We start from the raw sequence: 22,535 nt of genomic DNA, 5'->3' as shown, positions 1-22,535 counted from the left end.
CGCGATTCTCAAGCAAGTTGGCTTGTCGAATACTTGTGTCGGAAAAATTAGTGCGATCGACCCTGTTATCTGAAAAAATCTCATGTGCCCGTTGTTGGTGCGAAATGCGACTTCCATCTGAGAGTGGACATCTGGAGGAACTACCTCCAGTCTGCAGGTAGCATACAGCGTTTCGAGCAGGAATTGTGAACGAGAGTGTAGGGAAAAACCATCGATTTTAGATTGCCGATTTTAGATTCAAGCACAAGTCTCAAATCTCCCATCTCCCATCTCCAATCCGAGGGTTGGGTTTCGCACAAGTTCTACCCAAGCGACTGTTCACTACAGTTCACCAATTCTGCAAGAATTGCTAAAGCTAAGTTAATGTAACATTTCTACACACATTCTGGCAATGACTTACCAGAAAAACTTGAAAATCCATAAATTGCGGAAAGTGACGGGCGATCGCTTTCTCGCTTTGGGATTTTCTAGGTTCCAGCTTTTTCTAATATGAGCTTAGACCGTTTTACCATTTCTGGAACGTCGATCGGATAATCACCGGTGAAACACGCCGAACAAAAACTCATCGGGTCTTCGTTAGTCGCCTTCAGCATTCCATCCCAACTCAAGAAAGCCAAGGAATCAACCCCAATTTGGGTGCCGATTTCTGCGACTGACTTAGTAGCAGCAATCAACTGATCTTGATTGTCGGTGTCGATACCGTAGAAACACGGATGAGTCACCGGCGGCGAGGAAATTCTCATGTGAACTGCTGTTGCGCCAGCATCCCGCAAGGCTTTGACGATTTTGCGACTGGTAGTGCCGCGCACGATCGAATCATCGATAATAATTACCCGCTTTCCTTCCAACACATCTTTGAGAGGGTTGAGTTTCATGCGGATTCCTGACTCCCGCATTGTCTGAGTCGGTTGAATAAAAGTGCGCCCCACGTAGCGGTTTTTAATCAATCCTTCGGCGTAAGGAATGCCGGAAGCTTGAGAAAAGCCGATCGCCGCCGGGATTCCAGAATCGGGAACGCCGATAACTATATCAGCATCAGCCGGAGATTCTGCTGCCAACAAACGCCCGATCCGCAGTCGGTAGCTGTACAAACTTTCACCTTCCATCTGGCTGTCGGGGCGAGCAAAATAGATCATTTCAAAGATGCAAAGTTTGCGCTTCTGTTGCTGGCTCCAGTGGAAGGAAGCCATACCTTCCTCTGTAATCCAAACTAATTCCCCGGGTTCTACGTCCCGCAAAAATTCAGCACCGATAATATCCAAGCCGCAAGTTTCCGATGCTAAAACGTATCGTACCGGAGTTGTGGGGAGGATGCCAATTACCAACGGGCGGACGCCTTGGGGGTCGCGGACTCCCATCACGCCTTTAGGGGTGGCGATCGTCAAACTAAAGGCTCCTTGGCACATACCAAAGGCACTGATCGCTGCTTCCAGCCAGTCTTTGCCCTTGTCTACCTCGGAACCGATCGCCACTGCGATCGCCTCTGAATCCGTCGTGCTGACAAATTCGCACTTCCGAGACAGCAATTCTTCGCGCAATTCTTTAGTATTGACAAGATTACCGTTATGTGCTAGGGCCAGACTTCCCAAACGAGTTTCGACAACCACAGGCTGAGCGTTGACCACGCGCGAGGAGCCCGTAGTAGAGTAGCGAGTGTGCCCTACGGCTAAGTTACCGGGCAAGTGACCTAAACTCGATTCGTTGAAGACTTGGGAAACCAGTCCCATATCTTTGTGCAGGTGTACTGTGTCACCGTCAAAGGTAGCAATCCCTGCTGATTCCTGACCGCGGTGCTGCAAAGCATACAAACCGAAGTAGGTCAACTTGGCGACATCTTCACCCGGTGCGTAGATACCGAAAACGCCACAAGCTTCCTCGGGCTTGTCGGGTTTGCTAGAATGCTCGTCAGCCGCGAAGGAATGGTTGGGAATCATAGATGGGTGGGTTCCTAATGGGGAAGGTGGGTTAGGGGGACAGTTTCAGCGGGAAATCTTGTTTGCGAAGGCGTCGCATAACTTAACATTCCCTTAATCTTGCCACGGATCTGTCATTATTTCCAAATCGTGTAGCATTTCAGACAGAAGCGATGCGGCGTTTAATGGCATTGTAGTATCGATCGCCCCCAAATCCTATATTAACCTTAATTAACAGCGGGCGATGGCTGGGGCGATGGCTGGGGCGATGGCTGGGGCGATGGCTGGGGCGATTGTCAAACGAAGTCAGCGCAACGCCAGACTGAATAGATTGGCGATCGTGCAATGGCAAATAAATTAGAAACTTGCTTGATGGGCTTTTTCAAATATTAGAATTTAAGGGCGATCGAGCTTGACTTTTCTGTGAGATTGACATACTATATCATCATGGGAATCTGTGCGGCCATGTAATGTCATTTTGGGGGCGATCGAGTATTAAGTAATACCGACAGGAGTGAACCGTGGGATGGAGATTTGGCAGCCTGAAAAATTTTCCTACTTTACAAAGTCAATCAGCTTCATCTCCTGACAAAACTTCCTCTAAATCTCTCGCTGCGTGCAGAATTCTCACTACCTCAATATAGTTATCAAAAGACAGATAGAAAATCAGATAATTCTCAAACCCCCTAACTGACAATCTTCGCAAACCCTCCAACCGTGGATTTTTAACCGGATACAGGCGACCCATTCCCGACATTTGAGCCAATCTCGCAAATGTCTGACGTGCTGCATCAAAAAAACGCAATGCAGCATCAAGATTATTTTGAGCAATATAAGCAAAATTTTCGTCTAAATCTTGACTTGCTCTTGGTGTAATGACAATCCGTTTAGTCATTGCTGGTGTGGGTCAAGATTCTGCACCAACTGAGCCCGTTTTTGCTCCCACCAATCATCGGTAATCTCTATAGAATTGCCACTATCCAAACCAGCCAACAATAACGACTCAACCCGCGCGGCTCTTGCTTGTTCTTGGCGAATTAGGTGCAAGATGTATTCCGCTGCATTACTGTAGCCTCCGATTGCCACTTGTTCGTTAATAAAATTTTGAATTGAATCGGGAAGAGGAAGATTGAGGGTCATATTTTTTATCCTTCCTAATATGTGACCGTGGCATATTTTAACTATTATAGGACTTCTGCACGGGTAGCCAGAAACCGGTTTTTTTTGCCCAGAAGACGCGCTACAGACCGCAAAAACCCCAAAAAACCCGGTTATGAAGGTTTTGATGCGTCAAGGACTATATTTATCAACCAGGTTGAAACCGCCCAGCCTTAAAAGAAAAGTCCTCGCGGGAGACTACAGCAAAGAACCGAAAACCAGAGACTACGCGGAAACCAAAGCCACGCGAAAACCGATGTCCGAGTAACGATCGCCCGCCAAATTGCTAAGACGATACGCACTGCGACAATTCACCGCAGGATCCTTCCAGGAACCGCCACACCGCACCCGGCGATCGCTTCGATCGTTGTCGGGATGACTGCACCATTCCCAAACATTTCCGTGCATATCATAAAGTCCAAAAGCATTGGGTGAAAAATTCCCGACATCAGTTGTTTGTGTGCGGTAAAGTCCCTTCGATGCCCCAGCGTAGGGATTATTGCCATTATAATTCACTAAATCTGGGGTAATAGTTTCGCCAAAATAGAAAGGTGTTTTAGTTCCGGCGCGGCAAGCATATTCCCATTCCGCTTGTGAAGGTAAACGATAAGTCTTGCCTGTTTTTTGAGAAAGCCGCTTGCAGAATTCCACAGCATCATTCCAGCTTACTTTTTCCACAGGAAGTTTCGCACCTTTGAACTCAGAAGGGTTATTTCCCATCACCGCTTGGTATTGTTCTTGAGTTATCTCATATTGACCCATAAAAAAAGCAGGAATATTCACGGTACGCTGCGGCCCTTCATAGCTACTTCGTCCGGCTTCCGTATCGGGCGAACCCATCACGAAACTGCCGCCAGGAATTGCTACCATCTCTAGAGTAATACCATTACCAATATTTTCTATAAAAGCCTGTGCTTTTCCTTGACGGCGGTTGGCAATTTGCCCCGTTGAGTTGACTGTCACTGTTTCAAAAGTAAAGCTTTTTAAAGCATTGGAAGATTGCTGAGATTTTGGAGTTTCTGGTGCGGGTTTGGGAGATGGTTTGGGAGATGGTTTTGGCGATGGACTTTCTGCTACAGATTGTGGAGATGGTTTTGGCGATGAACTTTTGGCTGTAGTTTTTGGAGATGATTTTTGAGCTGATGATTTAGGAGATGGGGCCGCCTTGTTAGATGAAGGTGGAAGATTTGGTGAAGATGAAGAAGATTTTTTGTTCAACAAACTTTGACCCAGCACAGCTAATGCAAATCCTCCTCCAGCAAAACCCGCTAATTGCAAGAAACCTCGCCTTGTTGTGTTAGTTCGTAACGGCAAAGAGTGCTGTGGAATCACAGGAATTGTGGGAATTGGTATCGGTGCGGGAGTTTGTCTTGACTGACCTTGAAAATCTCTTAAAACTTCCTCTGCTGATTGATAGCGCTGCTGGATATCTTTTGCCAACAACTTAGATAAAATCAATTCCAATTCCTTGTCTATGGGACTTTTCAAATGTTGCTGCCAATTGCCAGTCCAACTATAACCGTGTTCCGTCCACAAACCATAAGGATGTACCCCTGTCAGTAGATGAAAAGCCGTCGCCCCCAAGCTAAACAAATCGCTGGCTGGATAAGCTTCACCCCCTTGCATTTGTTCAAGCGGTGCATAACCATGCGAACCAATTTGCGTTCCCTGTCGCGATATCACTGTTCCCGACAACTGTTTGGACACTCCGAAATCAATCAGCATTAACAAACCGTCGCTGCGACGGCGCATAATATTCTCAGGCTTGATATCTCGATGAATGATTTTTTGTTCGTGAATAAACTTGAGAACAGGTAGAAGTTCGAGTAATAGTTGCTTAACTTGGCTTTCTTGCCAAATTCCCTGATTTTGGAAAAGCGTCAACAAATTATCCCCATCCACAAACTGTTGTACGAGATACAAATATTTGTTGTCTTCAAAATAGGCATCAAGGGATGGAATTTGGGGATGTTGTCCTAGCTGTTGTAGTTGTCTGGCTTCTAGCTGAAATAATTCTACTGCTTTGTTAATCGCCCAAGTTCCCTGGACATCGGGTGCTAATTGTTTAACGACACAGGGTTGATTTAGTCTATCAATATCTTCTGCTAAATAGGTTCTGCCGAAGCCACCTTGACCGAGGAGTTTTATCATGCGGAAGCGATTTCGCAGGATGGGTACGAGTTGAAGGCCACAACTGATGCAATATGTTTGCCCGTCGGGGTTTTGAGGATTGGGGCAGTTGGGATTGATACAGCAAATCATTTATTTTAGGAATGATATTGTTTATATTGTATAGTGTGCAAGAACCCCGACTTCTGTAATAGGTTTTTACCAGAATCGTGAATTTTGTAAGAAGTTGGGGTTCTAGGGTGTGTTTTCAACCCGGAGATCCCCCCTAGCCCCCCTTAAGAAGGGGGGGACAAGAGTATTCAAAGTCAGCCCCTACTCCCCTTTTTAAGGGGGATTTAGGGGGATCGAAACTTCACGTTGTCAAACAGATCCAATCCGACGCTCGATCGCATTATAGAATCGATCGCCCATCTCACCCATCGCAACCTCAATTAACACTTGATTATCAGCACTCACAACCCGCAAAGGTAATTCAGCCCCGCCAACTAAACCGATTTTCTGCCACATTTTGGTCAAATGTTCTTGCAGGTAAGACTCCCAAATTTCTTGATTTTTCGGTGCGACTGAAACTACAATGCAGTTGCCCATTTCACCAAACAAAATTTCATCCCAGCGGCCAACATTTTCCGAATTAAAACTGAGATGAATTTCCGCACCCATTTTAGCAGAAATACAAGATTCCGCGAGGGCGATCGCAATTCCACCTTCCGCACAATCATGGGCAGAACATACCCAACCTTGGCGAATTCCATCGCGACAAACCGATTGCACTTTTCTTTCCAACTCAAAATCTATCCTTGGCGGTTTCCCAGCTACAATCCCGTGAATTGCCGCTAAATATTCCGAACCTCCCAAAGTAGGAGAAGTTTCGATTTTTGAGCTTTCCGATGGAAGTTCGGAGTTTTGGGAGGATTCACCAATTCCCAGCACATAAATTAAATCACCTTTCTTTAGCCAAGCTTGGCCAGCAAGCTTGCTCAAATCGGGAATTAACCCCACCATTCCGATTACCGGAGTCGGATAAATTGGTTGAGGATTCCCCTCAGCATCAACCGTTTCATTGTAAAGAGAAACATTGCCGCCAGTAACAGGCGTTCCCAACTCCCGACAAGCATCAGCAATCCCGCGACAAGCTGACGCTAACTGCCAATATCCGATCGGCTTTTCGGGACTGCCAAAATTCAAATTATCCGTAACTGCCAGAGGTTCAGCACCCACACAACTCAAATTTCTCGCTGCTTCCGCTACGACTGCTTTTGCACCTTCATAAGGATCGAGATAAACATAACGAGAATTGCAATCAACCGTTGCAGCAACTCCGGGAATAGCCCCCTGCGGCGCTTCCTCCTTGCTAAGGGGGGGAGAAACTTTTGGAGTTTCCCTACCTTGTGCCTTTGTAAATAGAGGAATTACCTCTTCTTCCTGTTTGCTTTCGGAAGCTAGAGAAACGGCATTTTCTCTCAGTAGATCCCCCTTAGCAAGGGGGTGTACTTCTAACCCGTTAGCAAGGGAAGAGTGGCAAGGTTCTAGCGGACGCAATCTGACAACCGCAGCATCAGCGCCTCCCGGTAAAACAACAGTATTGTTTTGCACTTGATGGTCGTATTGGCGATAAACCCAGCGTTTAGAAGCGATGGTAGGAGTATCTAAAAGCGTCAGCAAAATCTGAGTCCAAGTTTGGAAATTGCCGTTAATTTCGATACCTGCAACTGTGGATTGTGGCAGGGAATCCGCCGTCCATTCCCATGCTTTTTTAGCATATTCTGGCGGTTCTGTCAACAGTTCTCGGTGATAAATTGGCGTGTTATCTGCCAAAGCAGTTGCGGTAATTTCGGCAGCGATTTCGCCTTTAAAGAGAATTCGGACGATCGGCTCTTCGATGACTGTCCCGGCGACTACCGCGTGCAATCCCCATCTGTGGAAAATATCGATTAATTCCTGTTCGCGTCCTTTTTGGGCAACAAACAACATCCGTTCTTGGGATTCCGAAAGCAGGTATTCGTAGGGAACCATACCGCTTTCTCGAACGGGAACTTTGTCTAAATCGAATTCAATGCCGACGCCGCCTTTGGCTGCCATTTCTGATGTCGAACAGGTGATTCCCGCCGCACCCATGTCTTGGGCGGCGACGACTGCACCGGTTTTGAATGCTTCTAAACAAGCTTCAATTAAGGATTTTTCTAAAAATGGATCTCCTACTTGGACTGCGGGGCGATCGTCCATTGATTTGTCGGTCAATTCGGCACTGGCAAAACTTGCTCCTCCCATGCCATCTCGCCCAGTAGTTGAACCGACATAAAGCACGGGATTTCCGATTCCCGATGCCCCGGATTTAACGATTTCTTGAGTTTCCATTAAACCCAAGGCCATGACGTTAACTAATGGGTTGCCGGAATAAGCAGGATCGAAGTAAACTTCGCCGCCAACTGTGGGCACGCCGATGCAATTTCCATAATGGGAAATTCCCGATACTACGCCTTTGAACAATCTCTGAGTTTTAGCATCGTCTAAGTTGCCAAAACGCAGGGAATTTAAAAGTGCGATCGGGCGAGCACCCATTGTGAAGATATCGCGGAGAATCCCCCCGACACCGGTTGCTGCACCTTGGAAAGGTTCGACTGCTGAGGGGTGGTTGTGGGATTCAATTTTGAAGGCGAGTTGCAAGCCTTCTCCCAAGTCTACGACGCCGGCATTTTCTCCGGGCCCGACGAGAATTCGATCGCCCTCTGTGGGAAACTGTTTTAATAGTGGCCGCGAATTTTTGTAACAGCAGTGTTCGCTCCACATGACGCCGAACATTCCCAATTCAGCTTTATTAGGATGGCGGCCAAGACGCTGAACGATTTCTTGATATTCTTCTGGTTTGAGTCTTTCAGCAGCAATTTGTTCGGGGGAAAATGGGGATTCGGAGATGGGAGACATGGAAACTCGTTATAAACCACAGGCTTTATTCTAAATGCCCTGTGCTTGGTTAATCTAAAATCTATAATCTAAAATCTAAAAACCCAGATCCTTGCTTGGTTAATCTAAAATCTAAAATCTAAAATCTAAAATCGAATGACTTTACCTCAAAATCTCAATTTTGCTAACCAAAACTTGCGGAACCGTTCTTTTAAAGGGCTTGACTTATCTGGGGCGAATTTCAGCGGTTGCGACATTCGAGGCTGCAATTTCACCGGGGCGATTTTGAGGGGGGCAAATTTTCAGGGTGTCAGAACCGGACAAAGCCGCAGGCGGGTGAGAAATTTGATTGCTAGGGCTGGGGTGACAGCGGTGACAGTGACGGCTGCTGGGGCTTTGACGGGACTGATAGCCGGGGCGGATGCGGGGGCTGTGGCTGTGGCTGGAACCGCTGCTACGGCGATTGCTGCGACTCGGTGCGAAGCTGGAATTGTGGCGGGGGCTGTGGCTGGGGCTGCTGCTGCGATCGGCGCTAGCGGTATTGTGACATTTTTGGGCGGAGATACTCTCAGGGGAATTGTCTTATTTTTGGTTTCTGGGGTAATTCTGGGGTTAACTGCGATCGGCTTTTTTATCGCTGTTGAACAGATAGAAAAATTGTCGATAACGTCGTTTAGAAAAGCTGATTTAACTGATGCTGTATTCGATGCGGGGGTGGTTCTAGATGCAGATTTTTCCGATGCGCGAGGAGTGCCGTGGTAGACTGCACAATTACTGATTTTTTTGATTTTTTACCGAAAGCATCCAGGATACAAGCCCCCGGATTCATCCGTGGAAAAATAAAAAACCTGTATCCGATGAAACTTGCCGAACGTATTTATTCGTGGGGTGAATGCTTCAATTCTAAAATCTAAAATCTAAAATCTAAAATCTAAAATCGATTGACCCATTCCCGTAATTCTCGCACTGCTGTGGTTGCGCCTGTAGTTTGAGTGCGATCGATAAATTCCTCAACTTTTGCAGTAGGTAGCATCGGGAAAGCCCGCGAAAAATTGCACTCGGCATATTCGCCATTTTGCAATTGATAAAACTTGATGCTTCGTCCATCGTACCGCCAAATTTCGGGTACGCCTAAATCTGCATATAAATCGAATTGATTTAAGGAACTGCTGGTAATATCAATTTCCAGTGCTAAATCGGGCGGCGGATCTTGAGCAAAGTCTAATTCTGTTCTCCCTCTGACCAGTGCTTCATTCTGGATATAATAACAGGAATCTGGTTCTTTACCCGCTGCTTTTTTGCGTTTTTTGATCGTCATCGAGCCAAAGGGGTTGTACTCTAGATTGAGTTCTTCTATGAGAGTTACAATTAAGCGATCGATCAGCCTGTTGCGATTTTCATGTTCCGGTAGCGGCACCATAATTTCTAATTGACCTTGATGATAAGCAATTCTGGTGGAACGTTGGTTGCCCAGTTCCGCTAGCAGGCTTTCATATAACTGCCAACTGATATTTGGCAGTAAAACTCGCTGTTCGGGGGGCGTTGATATTGTTAGCATTTTACTTGAGTTTTAGAGCTTGAGAATATTTTAATTGATTCTTTTTTTTTGCGAACAGCACAAAAAGTATCTGCCGACAGCTACGGTCATGCGCTACTCTAGTTAATAATAGACTGTGGTCATTAGTCCTTGTTGTATGAAGTTGCGATCGTTCTTTTCTTTCCTCATTGCTGGCGTCTTGGCACTCTTAGGCTTGAGTGCCGGTGGTTTTTACTGGCTGACAACTCACACTCCCCTGAATTTGCTCGCTGGCGGGCCGACAACTACTCCGGCTGCGGCTGTGTTTGTCTCGAAACAAGCACCTTTGTTAGCTTCAATGCTGGTAAATCCCGATCGCCTCGAAGCATTGCGACAAGTTTTTGCCACTCCCGAAGAAAGAAGTCGATCGCACGCAGAATTTGAGCAAATCAAAAAAAGTTTCCTCGGCAATACAGGCCTCGATTACAGTCGAGATATCCAACCTTGGATAGGTGACGAAATTACCCTCGCCGTCACAAACCCAGATTTCGATGGCGACAGCAGCAACGGCAAACAAACCGGGTTTTTGCTGGCCGTTTCCTCCCAAAAGGTCGATCGCAGCCAAAAATTTCTTGACTCCTACTGGCGCCAACAATCTCGTGGCGATAAAACAGTGCAGTCGGAAATATATAAAGGCGTGAGAATTAATTATAAACAAGCACCAAAATCCCAGAAAAAATCTGCTTCGCTTTCGCCTTTTAATCCGTTTTCTCTGCCGACTTCCAAGTTGCCATCCAGCTTCGCAACAGCAGCCATCGGCGGTAATTTTAATTCTGGGAATAATCAAAGTTTTGTTTTATTTTCCAATAGCCCGATTGTGATTCGAGATGCAATTAATAACCTTGAAACAGCAAACCTAAATCTCAACAATACCCCCGAATATCAAAAAGCTTTGCAGCAGCTAACTCAAGGCAGAATCGCTTTAGCATTTGTCAATCTCCCGCAATCAGCAACCGAGCAAAATCCCCAAGTTTCTCTTAATTCCCTCGCAGTTGCTGTCGGAGTCAACCGACGGGGATTGCTGGCTCAAACTGCTTTAGTGACATCGCGAGAAAACACAGCTTCTCCAACGCTTTCCGAACCTGTGCAAGCCTTGCAATACATTCCCTCAGCGAGTCCTTTCGCGGTCGCCAGCACCGACTTAAGGAATTTTTGGGCTGATTTGTCATTGGCGGTTTCTACTAATCCAGAAGTCTCAAATTTAGTCGATCGCACCCTGGGAGATATTCAGCAACTTTGGGGCGTCAACCTGCCGCAGGATATATTTGACTGGGTACAAGGAGAATACGCTTTAGCAGTGCTTCCGAATTCGTCAAATGGTGCCGACTGGATTTTTGCCGCCGAAAAATCTGCTGATTCCCAACAGGCGATCGACAAACTCGATGAAATTGCCCGCAGCAAAGAATACAGCATCGGCAGCTTCACTCTGAGAAACCAGAAAATTACCGCTTGGACGCAGTTGACAACTAGCCAGAATTATGGTAAAGAAAATAATAGAAAAAGTGCGATCGAAACCGAGGCAAAAGGAGTCCGAGCCACCGTCGGCAAATACGAAATTTTCACCACTTCAGTAGAAGCAATGGACGCAGCACTAGAAGCAGCAGAAACAGTCTCTTTAGTTGCCAATCAAGATTTTCAAACCAGCATTGAACCGCTTCCGCCCTCTAACGACGGCTATTTTTATTTAGACTGGCCCTCCAGCAGGGCAATTTGGGAAAAACAAATCCCGCTGTTGAGGTTAATTGAACTTTCGGCAAGACCATTGTTCGATCACTTGCGATCGCTAACTGTCACCAGTACGGGAGAAATAACAGGAATTCGCAAAGCTACTATATTTATGCGGCTCAATTAGTTAGTAGTCAGTAGTCAGTAGTCATTAGTCAGTAGTCAGAAGTCAGAAGAAAAACAAGACATTATGCCCAATTCCCCATTCCCAATAACTAAGGACTAATGACTAATGACTACTGACTAAGGACTAAGGACTAAGGACTAATAACTACTGGCTGCTTCACATTTTTCTGTGGCCCAAAATAAGCTTGAAATACCTCTTTGGCGATCGGGGCGGCGGCAACAGAACCATAACCGCCATTTTCCACAACCACGGCGATCGCAATTTCCGGCTTCTGGGCGGGCCCGAAGGCGACATACAAAGAGTGATCCTCCTGTCCGATGACCTCCGAAGTCCCTGTTTTGCCCGCCGTCAGCGGAATCGAACCGTCATTCAATCCCTGTCCAGTACCCTCGGCAACTACCGCGATCAGTCCTTCCTTAATCACCTGAACTGTTGAAGGTTTCATCCCCGTATGTACCCGTTGAGTCTCCGCTGTGCCGGTCATAGAAGTCAAAAGATGAGGCTTCACGCGATAACCCCCATTAGCGATCGAACTCACCATTACCGCCCCCTCCAAAGGAGTCATCAACACCAACCCCTGCCCGATCGACATCGTTACCGTATCACCCGCATACCAAGGTTCTTTATAAAGTTTCTCCTTCTCCTCCGGCGTCGGGATTTGACCGTAATCGCCACCGCCTAGCCCCAAAAGATTCAAATCCGTATCCTTGCCAATTCCCAAGCGCTGTCCCCACTTAGAAATTTGCTCCGGCCCGGTACTAATCCCCAATTGATAAAAAAACGTATTGCTGCTGAAAGCCAAAGCATCCCGAAAGCCGATGTCGCCGAAACCGCCACTGTGTTCGTTAAAATCAATTCCCCCCACAGTAATGTAAGACGAAGTACCGAGAATTGAGTCCGGCGAAAATTTGCCCGACTCCAGGGCCGCGACGGAAGTCACAATTTTAAAGGTGCTACCGGGGGGATAGCCCTGCGTGGCCCGATTCAAAAATGGATTTTCCGGATCTTGAAGAGTTTTCCACTCATCCTTAGTGATTTTTCGCGTAAACAGATTGGGGTCAAAAGTCGGGTGGCTGGCCATAACTAATACCGCCCCGGTGTTGACATCCAGCGCCACTACTGCTCCCCGGCGGTTCCCCAGGGCTTTTTCGGCTGCTTTTTGCATGGACAAGTCTATGGTTAGCTGCACCGCCTCACCGGGTTTGGGCGGTGTCTCTCCCATCAGCCGCAATTCTTCATTTTGGGCATTTACTTCGATCAGCCGATCGCCCCACACTCCCGCAATCTTCTCGTTAGAGCTCGCTTCTATGCCCATTTGACCGACAATCATCCCCATCGGATATTCAGGATGAGCTTCCAAGTCGGCTGCGGTAGCTTCGCCGATATATCCGATCGCGTGAGATGCCAAACTGCCTTCGGGATAGTAGCGGTTCGCTTCTGGCCGCACTTCCACTCCCCGCATTTGTCCCACCTCTTCTGCTAGTGGCACGAACACCTCTGGCGGCATTGCTTGCTTGAGCCGCACCGGTCTATAGGATTGAGGATCGACCTCTTTTATTTTTTTTAAAATTTCTTTTGCTGGAATTTTAACCAGCGGACTCAACTTTTCTGCTGTCACTTTCCACTGTTCCGGCGTTTGTTCTTTCGGCCACAAATATACCGATCGAGCTAAATTGTTTGCAGCTAGCAACTTGCCTTTGCGATCGATAATGTGTCCGCGATTCGCCGGCATGGGCACTAGGCGAACGCGATTGTTTTCGGCTCGTTCCCGGTGTTGCTTCCCTTGTATCAGTTGCAATTCCACCAGCCGACTAGCGTGCAGGCCCAGCAAACCTGTTGCCACCAGCATTAACACGATCGCCCGGTGTATCGGACGATCCTGTTTTTTAGGAGTTTCCCCCAGGCTTTTGTCAGGAGAGTGAAATGCTGAGATCGAATAAACTTGTCGTTGCATCATTCTATAGGTAGATGTCAAATCCTAGATTTTAGATTCTTGAATTGTCAATTGTGAAGTATACATCATCAGACCGGGGCGATCGGGCCTTGACCCTTGGGGGAAGCGGAATGATTGAGCGTTAGCTATTGACTAATCACTAATTAACTCATGACTGCTTACTAATCCCCCAAGCACCAAGAAATAGCCAGAAAAATCAAGGTCAGGCTCAGCCAATTAGGCAGGTGGAGCCAGCCAGATAGACCTATAGGTAACAATACCAAGACCTGTGTCAATAGGGAACCGAGGGCCAACAGCAAGGCTAAAAGTATCAAATTTATCATCTTGACACCGTACAATTTCGGATATGAGTCGATCGCCTGTGGCAGAAATCCGAGTGGCACAAGCGAGCGCGATCGTAGAGGGATTGTCCTGATAGACATAAGGAAGATAAGCCAGGAGGTGTTGAACTAATTTAAAAAAAATTATTCTTCCTCCATAGTTTGTATTCCAGGGGCTGCGATGGGTAAATTCTGAGTTGTGATTTTAAGTTGTGACGCCAGGAGTATGGCCATGTTGTTTAATCAGGGAGCCAATTTCAAAAACGGTGCGCTCTTGGGTGCGATCGCGGCGATCGTCGCCCTACCAGTTTTAGCAGAAACAGCCAATTTCGGCACTTTAAGTTTATCGCGAGGTTTTGCAGCCCCAACAGCAGTTTTGAGAGGTTCCACAGGCGGATCCTACTCTCTATCTGCCATAGCCAACGCCGATCGCCACAAAAACAAATGTTTGGGTTTTGCCACCCCAACTCCCGACCACATCATAGTCTTGCAGCAAAACTTTTCAAAACTCACACTCCAAATCAACAGCGGAGGCAAGGACACAACCTTACTCGTACAAGGCCCCGGTAATGCGGTGCGCTGCGGAGACGATATAGGTCAGAATAAAGATGCTGGCATACTTGATTCTGACTGGCAAGCAGGCTCTTACAGGATTTGGGTAGGTACTGTCGAACCCGGAGTCAAGTCTAACTATACAATCTCAGTACAGGAATAGAACGCAGCGGCGCTGTTGGATGGAGACAATAAAATATCATCAAATTCTCCCCCAATCTCCCACTCTCCCACGGTTCCACTCCGTCATATCCCCCAATCTCCCGATCGACCGCTCACTTCCCCATCCAGTAAAATGTAAAATCGAAAGTGGCGTGTTTAACCAAAATAGGTAACTCCGAAAGTGCTAAAGACTCTTAGAGCTGACTTCAGTATAATTTTCGATCGCGACCCTGCAGCTCGCAACTGGCTGGAAGTTTTGTTTTGCTACCCCGGTCTTCAAGCCCTAGTGCTGCACCGCCTCGCACACTGGCTTTACGTGTTGGGACTTCCCTTCATCCCCCGCTTGATTTCCCACATAGCTCGCTTTTTGACCGGAATTGAAATCCACCCAGGGGCAACCATCGGCAAAAGCGTATTCATCGACCACGGTATGGGGGTTGTGATCGGCGAAACAGCGATTATCGGCGATTTTGCCCTAATTTACCAAGGTGTCACCCTAGGCGGTACTGGCAAACAAAGCGGCAAGCGTCACCCTACAGTCGGCGAAAACGTAGTTGTCGGTGCCGGCGCCAAGGTACTCGGCAATCTGCAAATTGGCAATAACGTCCGCATCGGCGCCGGTTCCGTCGTACTCCGCGACGTACCATCTGACTGCACAGTGGTAGGGATTCCCGGCCGCATCGTCTATCGATCGGGAGTGCGCGTCAATCCCCTAGAACACGGCAGTTTGCCGGATTCGGAAGCTGTGGTAATTCGCTCTTTGCTCGATCGTATCGAATCCCTCGAACAGCAAGTAAAAAGTTTGGTTCCTCAACCATCTGTCTCCTTAACTTCTGATCCCACTTCCCACAATTTCCACTCAGTATCAGAAGCTTTAAACCAAGCCAGCAATGTAGCCGTAGCCGAAAAAACACAGCTAGTTACAACCCCTAGCTGCAAGTTAAAAGATAAAGCAATTCAAGAATTTTTCGACGGCAGCGGCATCTAAAATTTGAATTGGCCAAACAGGGAATTGGCCAAACAGGGAATTGGCAATGGGGCCTGGAAGGTTATTGGTAACAAATAACCAATAACCAATAATCACTGACTAATGACTACCCAGATTTATCAGTGGAGTCGCTTTCTTCAATCTAAAATCTAAAATCTAAAATCTAAAATCGGTTGACTTCTTTTTCAAGGATTAACCGATCGCACAGACCAATTTCCCTCCCCGTCGCGCCGATAAAGCGATCGGTTTTGCGGTTCCCCCCGCAACTCCAACAAATCCACCGTTTCCGGTTCCAACAACAGCAAGCAAAAATTAGGCAGCGGCTCGATCGCATCTGGGGAAGCAGAATCAAAAGCACTAGCCTCGGCTTTGTCATCCCCCGGATGAGGCCAAGCAAACTGCGATCTAGCCGCCTCAGAAAGCTCCTGCCAAGTTGTGCACCGCGATGAACACAACTGGGCATCTGGATAATCTGCCCCTACCAAAACTAGCTTTCCAGCAATCCGAAATTGTTCGCGAGTTTTCGGGAAATACCAGCAAATTTCCCCCCAAGGATAGAGATTAATCTCCTCAGCCTTTTCACTGCGAATATCTGTAATAAACTTTAACTGATTAGTATCTGCTAAAAAGCCTCGAAACACCACAGTGCGGTTAGCCGGACGCCCGGTAGCCCGAACAGTTGCTAGTTGCAAGTAACGGGCAAAAGCAAGACTGCGGTTGCGGTGGAGGGCACGAGCTAAGGGCGATCGCCAAAGTGCTAGAGACATAAAGGAAGGAAGAAGGAAGAAGGAAGAAGGAAGAAACAGTTATCCGTGAATTCCCTGTCATGCTATTGGTAATTCTATGTCAAATTCACTCTCAAAACTCAAAACTCTTGAAACTCCCCACAGTGGCTACCACTGGGACGGTAGTTCACGCCGCTTTTTTGAAGGCTGGTACTACCGAATAACATTACCGATTCACGGACAATCCTTTGCATTCATGTATTCCATCGAAGACCCCAGAGGCGGTCAACCTTACAGTGGCGGTGCAGCTCAGATTCTCGGTCCGAAAGATAGCTATTTGTGTCGCACCTTTCCAGATGTAAATAAGTTTTGGGCGCACAGAGAAAGCTTAGGTTTCGGACATTGGGGCAAAACAGATTTACAAATTAAACCCCAATATTTAGAGCCGGCAGTATTCGACAGCAGCGTCGAAGAAGGCTATCAAGCTACTGCTACTTTAAATCAAGGTTATTTGCACGATCCGGGAAGCGGCAGCCACTGTTTTTGGCAGTACGAAATTCAACCTATCTATGGCTGGGGAAACTCTGAAGAAATCCAGAAATCTACCGCAGGAATGCTATCTTTACTGCCCGTTTTTGAGCCTGGATGGCAAATTTTAATGGCTCACGGTTTAGCCACGGGCTGGATCGATTGGAATGGCGATCGCTACGAATTTAAAGATGCTCCCGCTTACAGCGAAAAAAACTGGGGCGGTGCTTTTCCGCAAAAGTGGTTTTGGATTAATTGCAATTGTTTTCAAGGCGAAAATGATTTAGCTTTAACCGCAGGTGGTGGCAAGCGGGGCGTGCTGTGGTGGATGGAATCGGTAGCAATGATTGGTCTGCATTACCGAGGCAAATTTTACGAATTTGTGCCTTGGAATTCGCAAGTTAGTTGGACTATTGAACCTTGGGGAAGCTGGAAAATGCAGGCTAGAAACAGTCAGTTTGAAGTTGAGTTGATTGGCACTACAAACATTCCTGGTAGTTATGTGCGAACTCCTACCGAAAAAGGCATGGCTTTTTGCTGCCGGGATACGACGCACGGTGAATTGCGCTTGCAACTGCGAGAGTTGTTGGGGGGAAATGTGGAAAAAAATGGCAAGCAGCGTTCTAGAATTATCTTAGAGGCTCAAAGCTCTTTATCGGGTTTGGAAGTTGGGGGCGGGCCTTGGGATGAAGTTTGGCGATCGAATTAAGTCATTAGTCAGTAGTCAGTAGTCAGTAGTCAGTTGTCAGTTGTCAGTTGTCATTAGTCATTAGTCAGTTAATAGTTAACAGTAGTCAGAACAGCCATGATCAATTTACTCGGTTGGCAATTAGGCAAATTCTACCGCAGCCAGGGGTTACAAAAAACTTTCAAGGTGATTTTGGGACTAATTTTATGTTTGAGCACAATCTTGATGCCAGCGACAATTGCTAGTGCTGCCGGTGATTTGTCTCGCCAACCTGTCACCGAAATTACTGTTAGTTTAGGTAACGAAGCTGGGGAACTCAAATTCTTTCCCAATCTGCTAGAATTTGAATCGGGCAAGCGCTATAAATTAGTGCTAAAAAATCCCAGTTCGCAGAAACATTATTTTACTGCTAAAAACTTTGCTGATGCGAGTTGGACTCAAAAAGTTGAAGCTGGGAAAGTGGAAATTAAAGGAGCGATTCACGAACTAGAACTTAAACCGGGCGCTATGGCAGAATGGGTGTTTGTGCCGATGAAATCGGGAACCTACAACCTGCGCTGTACGGTAGCCGGACATACAGAGGCGGGGATGATTGGCAAAATCACGATCGCCTCTTAAATCCCAATCTGCGTTCAATTTCAGATTAATTACCGAAAATTCATCGAACTTTCGGCCCTCTAGACACTTTTCAAGTAGACTCTAGCGGAGCCATTGTCAGTCCAGCACGGCTCAATTGCATATGATAAAGTTCTGCTTGCTCTTGCGGGCCAACCCACACGGTGGCTTGGCCTTCGTGGTGGATTTGGTTGGCGAGTTTCCAAGCTCGATCGCTCGTCATCCCTGGAATGTATTTCGTCAAACATTCCACAACGTGCTGAAATGTGTTGAAATCGTCGTTGAGGACTATTACCCGATAGTTGGGATAAGGTTTGCGGGTAACTTGACTCGATCGAACGGGTGCTATGGTTGGTGAAGAGGTCATCGCGCGAACAGCCACTAAAACTACAAAATTCGTAAAAAAGTTACCTCTAAAATTATAACACAATTTCATATTTTTTCAACCCCTACTTGGTATTTTGATCCGCTTCGGGGTTTATTTTCACCACCGGGCCCTGCGTTAGATTTCTCCAGAAACTGTGGGGAGTAGGAGTTAGGTATCCTGCCCCCCATTGACAGGCTTTTGAGGAGAAATCTATGGCACCGCGCCGATTACACTAAAGTTAACACTCGATTGAGATCGGAAGTGTCGCCGTCAGAATACGCTTGCACCAGAAGTTGCTTTAAATCTTCAATCAGCGGATAGCGGGGGTTCGCTCCGGTACACTGATCGTCAAAAGCTCGATCGGCCATTTCCTCAACGCGAGCAAAGAAGAAATCATCACTCATTCCCTGACTGGCGATCGCCTCCTGAATCGTGCTAGGAATATCTACCTCACGCTTCAGAGCTTCCACCGCTGCGATCAACTTCTCAACTTTTTCATCTTCGGTATCGCCGCCCAAATTCAGATAGTCCGCAATTCGAGCATAACGCCACTTGCTGTTAGGATACTTGTTTTGAGAAAAAATCGCTTGTTTGAACGGAACATCCGTTGCATTGTAGCGAATTACATGGGAAATCATCAGCGCATTCGCTAAACCGTGAGGGACGTGGCAAGTTGCACCTAATTGGTGAGCTACTGAGTGACAAACCCCCAGAAAAGAGTTGGCAAATGCCATGCCGGCGATCGTAGCAGCATAATGTACTTTCTCCCGCGCTTTCGGATCGTTGGCACCATTTTTGTAAGCGCTGGGCAGGTATTTAAACAGCAAACGAATCGCTTCTAAAGCCAAACCATTTGTATACTCAGAAGCCAACACAGAAACATAAGCTTCTAAAGCGTGGGTTAGCGCATCAATGCCGCCGTAAGCAGTCAGTTTCCGGGGCATATTCAGCGTAAGTTCTGGATCGACGATCGCCATACTCGGAGTCAGAGCATAATCTGCCAGCGGATACTTAATCCCCGATCGTTCATCCGTAACAACCGCAAAAGGCGTGACTTCCGAACCCGTTCCCGAAGTAGTTGGAATTGCCACCATAATTGCCTTTGAACCCAAAGGCGGCAGTTCGTATACCCGCTTGCGGATATCCATAAACCGCATCGCCAATCCTTCAAACTCAATTTCTGGATGCTCATACATCAGCCACATTACTTTAGCAGCATCCATCGGCGAGCCACCACCAAAAGCAATAATCACATCTGGATGGAAACTATTGCAGATTTCTAAACCTTTGCGAACAGTAGCCAGCGAAGGATCGGGTTCCACATCGTAAAATGTGTAGTGATCGATGCCGATTTCTTCCAAACTCTCTGTGACTTCCTTAGTCAATCCCAATTCAAACAATGGTTTATCCGTCACAATCAAAGCACGTTTCTTACCTGCAAGATCCCTCAAAGCTACAGGAAGACAACCCGACTTAAAATAAATCTTGGGAGGAATGCGGAACCAGAGCATATTCTCGCGTCGCTCTGCTACGGTTTTGATATTGAGCAGGTGATGGGGTGTCACGTTGACAGAAATCGAATTATCGCCCCAGCTACCGCAACCGAGGGTAAGGGAGGGATCGAGGCGGAAATTGTACAAATCGCCGATCGCACCTTGAGAAGAAGGCGTATTAATCAGCACCCGCGAAGTCTCTAATTTGCTTTCAAAATAACGAATGTGTTCCTGATTGTGGGGGGCGGTGTAGAGTACAGAAGTATGTCCGTGTCCGCCAAAAATTATCAGCGCTTCAGCTTTGTCTACTGCTTCAGTAAAGTCCTTGGCGCGGTACATGGCGAGAATCGGCGAAAGTTTTTCACAAGCAAAGGGTTCTTCTTTACCTATCGTATCCACTTCTCCAATCAAAACCCTGATGTTTGACGGCACTACAAAACCCGCAATCTGCGCCACCTTTTGCACCGATTGTCCGACTATTTCGGCATTCAATCGACCATCAATTAAGATTACCCGCCGCACTTTTTCTCGTTCTTCAGCATTCAGGAAATAAGCACCGCGCTTGATAAATTCCAGTTGCACGGCATCGTACACCTCATCCACAACAACTACCGATTGTTCCGAAGCACAAATCGTGCCGTTGTCGAAAGTTTTGCTGAGCAAAATTGAGCTGACAGCCATTTGGATGTGGGCGGTTTCATCGATGATGGCGGGAGTATTTCCAGCGCCGACACCGAGGGAGGGATGTCCTGAAGAGTAGGCAGCTTTTACCATTCCCGGCCCGCCAGTTGCCAAAATTAGTTTGATATCGGGGTGCTGCATCAAAGCTTGGGAAAGTGGCACAGTTGGCTCATCAATCCACCCAATAATATCCGGTGGTGCGCCGGCTGCTACAGCAGCATCGAGGAGGATTTTTGCCGCCGCAGCCGTGCAGGATTTGGCGCGGGGATGGGGCGAAAATATAATGCCATTTCTCGTCTTGAGCACGATTAATGACTTAAAGATGGTGGTGGAAGTCGGGTTAGTTACAGGAACGATTCCCGCTAGCAATCCCACTGGTTCGGCAATGCGTTCGTAGCCAAAATGCCGATCGGACTCGATGATACCACAAGTCTTGTCGTTTTTATATTTGTTGTAAATCATTTCCGAGGCAAAATGATTTTTGATTGCCTTATCTTCGATGACTCCCATTCCCGATTCTTTGACTGCTGCTTTGGCTAAGGGAATGCGGGCGGCATTAGCGGCTAAAGCTACTTGCTTGAATATGCGATCGACTTGTTCTTGAGTGTAGGTGGCAAACTCAGCTTGGGCTGCTTTTACTTTTTGAATTAGGACTTCTAATTCTTCTAAATTGGTAACTTTCATGTGATTTTTCGTGATGTGGATTTCGGAAAAATTATTGCCTCAATCTTTGATTGGTAGGGAACCTGCAGATCGACGCAGATAATTTCAAGATTGTGGGTGACTTGTGAACGTGGCCTTTTAATTATTATATACCGCTAGCTCCGATCGCATTGACCCCGCGACTGCGAAAAATATCAACTGTTTGTTGCACGAGTTCCGGTGAAGCTGGAGGTGTATCCTTGAGTTCGTAATCCAATTTTAATTGCTCCCATTTGTATTCTCCCATTTTATGAAATGGTAATACTTCGACTTTTTCCACATTGTTCAGATTGGCAATAAACTCCGCTAATTTTTCTACGTTTTCGATGTGATCGGTGAGGTGAGGAACTAGAACGAAGCGAATCCACGTCGGTTTGCCAATTTCGCTGAGATATTTGGCCATTGCTAAAGTAGGCTCGATGGAAACATTGGTGACTTTGTAATACAGTTCGGGAATGTAGGATTTGATGTCCAACAAAACCAGATCGGTCATTTCCAGAACCGGTTTAGCAACGTCTAAAACACAGAAGCCTGATGTGTCCAGCGCTGTATGCAAACCCATTTGATGACAGCGGGTAAAGATTTCTTTGACAAAATCCGGCTGCATCAATGGTTCGCCGCCGCTGACGGTAACGCCTCCTTTCCGTAGGTAGGATTTACATTTTATAATTTGCTCGATTAAATAATCGACGGTTACTTCTTTACCATCGTGGGAATTGCGACAGTCGGGATTGTGACAGTACAGACAGCGTAACGGACAGCCTTGGGTGAAGACGATAAACCGGATTCCGGGGCCGTCTACTGTACCAAATGTTTCGATTGAGTGAATGCGACCAATTCCAGACATTTAATTTGCTGTTTGTTGGTAAGGATTTTGAGAGTAGGGATGATATCAATTCCGGTTGCATTGGAATGATTAAACCGCAGAGTACGCAGAGAACGCAGAGGAAGAGAAGAGAGAGATGAATACAGGACGATGCTAACGGATTTGAGATGAGGGAATCTCGGTGTTAACTTAAGCCGGGAAACTTGCGGATTGTTCGTTTGGTTGCTGAGGCTCGATCCCCCTAAATCCCCCTTAAAAAGGGGAGTAGGGGTTGACTTTGAGAAGTGGACGGTTCCCCTTGAATCCCCAGATAGTCTGGGGAATTCAAGAATACTCTTGTTCCCCCCTTCTTAAGGGGGGTTAGGGGGGATCTGGCCTCATGGTTTAACAGCGAAACTAGACGA

General features: G+C 46.9%; 17 protein-coding genes. 6 read left to right on the top strand and 11 right to left on the bottom strand.

The genetic code is table 11. The features are described from left to right. Positions 1-467: 467 nt before the first annotated feature. From purF to purL, 5 genes are all read right to left on the bottom strand, one after another. The gene (purF, locus tag QT973_RS04730; protein ID WP_333052479.1) at positions 468-1,934 is read right to left on the bottom strand and encodes an amidophosphoribosyltransferase; all 1,467 of its coding nucleotides are present in this window, start codon (positions 1,932-1,934) and stop codon (positions 468-470) included. Positions 1,935-2,481: 547 nt separating this feature from the next. Then, positions 2,482-2,808, bottom strand: coding sequence for a type II toxin-antitoxin system RelE/ParE family toxin (locus QT973_RS04725; RefSeq protein WP_333052477.1), 327 nt, complete (start codon positions 2,806-2,808; stop codon positions 2,482-2,484). Continuing rightward, on the bottom strand, positions 2,805-3,053 hold the full coding sequence (locus QT973_RS04720; RefSeq protein WP_333052475.1) for a type II toxin-antitoxin system ParD family antitoxin: 249 nt from the start codon (positions 3,051-3,053) through the stop codon (positions 2,805-2,807). The genes QT973_RS04725 and QT973_RS04720 overlap by 4 nt, the downstream gene beginning before the upstream one ends. Before the next feature lie 243 nt (positions 3,054-3,296). After that, positions 3,297-5,333 (bottom strand): bifunctional serine/threonine-protein kinase/formylglycine-generating enzyme family protein, encoded by a 2,037-nt coding sequence (locus tag QT973_RS04715; protein ID WP_333390741.1) that lies wholly within the window; start codon positions 5,331-5,333, stop codon positions 3,297-3,299. A gap of 228 nt (positions 5,334-5,561) precedes the next feature. Further along, positions 5,562-8,123: a phosphoribosylformylglycinamidine synthase subunit PurL gene (purL, locus tag QT973_RS04710; protein WP_333390738.1), complete on the bottom strand. Its 2,562-nt coding sequence runs from the start codon at positions 8,121-8,123 to the stop codon at positions 5,562-5,564. 135 nt (positions 8,124-8,258) lie between these two features. Between purL and QT973_RS04705 the strand changes: the two genes are divergently transcribed. After that, a complete protein-coding gene (locus QT973_RS04705; RefSeq protein WP_333052467.1) occupies positions 8,259-8,864 on the top strand; it encodes a pentapeptide repeat-containing protein in 606 nt (201 codons plus the stop codon). Positions 8,865-9,033: 169 nt separating this feature from the next. Here the strand turns inward: QT973_RS04705 and QT973_RS04700 are convergent, their stop codons facing one another. Beyond that, the gene (locus QT973_RS04700) at positions 9,034-9,660 is read right to left on the bottom strand and encodes a Uma2 family endonuclease (RefSeq protein WP_333233344.1); all 627 of its coding nucleotides are present in this window, start codon (positions 9,658-9,660) and stop codon (positions 9,034-9,036) included. Between the two features lie 136 nt (positions 9,661-9,796). Between QT973_RS04700 and QT973_RS04695 the strand changes: the two genes are divergently transcribed. Continuing rightward, positions 9,797-11,530, top strand: a complete 1,734-nt coding sequence (locus tag QT973_RS04695) for a DUF3352 domain-containing protein (RefSeq protein ID WP_333390735.1) — start codon at positions 9,797-9,799, stop codon at positions 11,528-11,530. Positions 11,531-11,660: 130 nt separating this feature from the next. On the opposite strand, the gene mrdA is transcribed toward QT973_RS04695, so the two are convergent. After that, on the bottom strand, positions 11,661-13,487 hold the full coding sequence (gene mrdA / locus QT973_RS04690) for a penicillin-binding protein 2 (RefSeq protein WP_333052688.1): 1,827 nt from the start codon (positions 13,485-13,487) through the stop codon (positions 11,661-11,663). 549 nt (positions 13,488-14,036) lie between these two features. On the opposite strand from mrdA, the gene QT973_RS04685 reads away from it, so the two are divergent. Further along, positions 14,037-14,519, top strand: coding sequence for a hypothetical protein (locus QT973_RS04685; protein WP_333052459.1), 483 nt, complete (start codon positions 14,037-14,039; stop codon positions 14,517-14,519). 180 nt (positions 14,520-14,699) lie between these two features. After that, on the top strand, positions 14,700-15,506 hold the full coding sequence (gene cysE / locus QT973_RS04680; RefSeq protein ID WP_333052456.1) for a serine O-acetyltransferase: 807 nt from the start codon (positions 14,700-14,702) through the stop codon (positions 15,504-15,506). Between the two features lie 185 nt (positions 15,507-15,691). On the opposite strand, the gene QT973_RS04675 is transcribed toward cysE, so the two are convergent. Continuing rightward, positions 15,692-16,273 carry an Npun_F5749 family FMN-dependent PPOX-type flavoprotein gene (locus QT973_RS04675; RefSeq protein ID WP_333052453.1) on the bottom strand — a complete coding sequence of 194 codons (582 nt, stop codon included), beginning with the start codon at positions 16,271-16,273 and terminating at the stop codon, positions 15,692-15,694. A 76-nt stretch (positions 16,274-16,349) separates the two neighbouring features. Here QT973_RS04675 and QT973_RS04670 point away from each other — a divergent pair, with 76 nt between their 5' ends. Beyond that, positions 16,350-17,468, top strand: a complete 1,119-nt coding sequence (locus QT973_RS04670; RefSeq protein WP_333052451.1) for a tocopherol cyclase family protein — start codon at positions 16,350-16,352, stop codon at positions 17,466-17,468. A gap of 96 nt (positions 17,469-17,564) precedes the next feature. Next, complete coding sequence (locus QT973_RS04665) at positions 17,565-18,065, top strand: plastocyanin/azurin family copper-binding protein (protein ID WP_333052448.1); 501 nt, start codon at positions 17,565-17,567, stop codon at positions 18,063-18,065. A 70-nt stretch (positions 18,066-18,135) separates the two neighbouring features. On the opposite strand, the gene clpS is transcribed toward QT973_RS04665, so the two are convergent. The 3 genes from clpS to pflA form a co-directional block, all read right to left on the bottom strand. Further along, positions 18,136-18,429 (bottom strand): ATP-dependent Clp protease adapter ClpS, encoded by a 294-nt coding sequence (gene clpS / locus QT973_RS04660; protein WP_172185659.1) that lies wholly within the window; start codon positions 18,427-18,429, stop codon positions 18,136-18,138. Between the two features lie 227 nt (positions 18,430-18,656). Continuing rightward, on the bottom strand, positions 18,657-21,287 hold the full coding sequence (adhE, locus tag QT973_RS04655) for a bifunctional acetaldehyde-CoA/alcohol dehydrogenase (protein ID WP_333052445.1): 2,631 nt from the start codon (positions 21,285-21,287) through the stop codon (positions 18,657-18,659). Positions 21,288-21,411: 124 nt separating this feature from the next. Next, positions 21,412-22,152: a pyruvate formate-lyase-activating protein gene (gene pflA / locus QT973_RS04650; protein ID WP_333052442.1), complete on the bottom strand. Its 741-nt coding sequence runs from the start codon at positions 22,150-22,152 to the stop codon at positions 21,412-21,414. Positions 22,153-22,535: the final 383 nt, after the last annotated feature.

Source organism: Microcoleus sp. Z1_A1 (assembly GCF_036700305.1).
In the GTDB taxonomy this organism is placed as follows: domain Bacteria; phylum Cyanobacteriota; class Cyanobacteriia; order Cyanobacteriales; family Microcoleaceae; genus Microcoleus.
The sequence above is the reverse complement of the archived record's forward strand: the minus strand, read 5'-3'. Positions and strand labels throughout refer to the sequence as shown.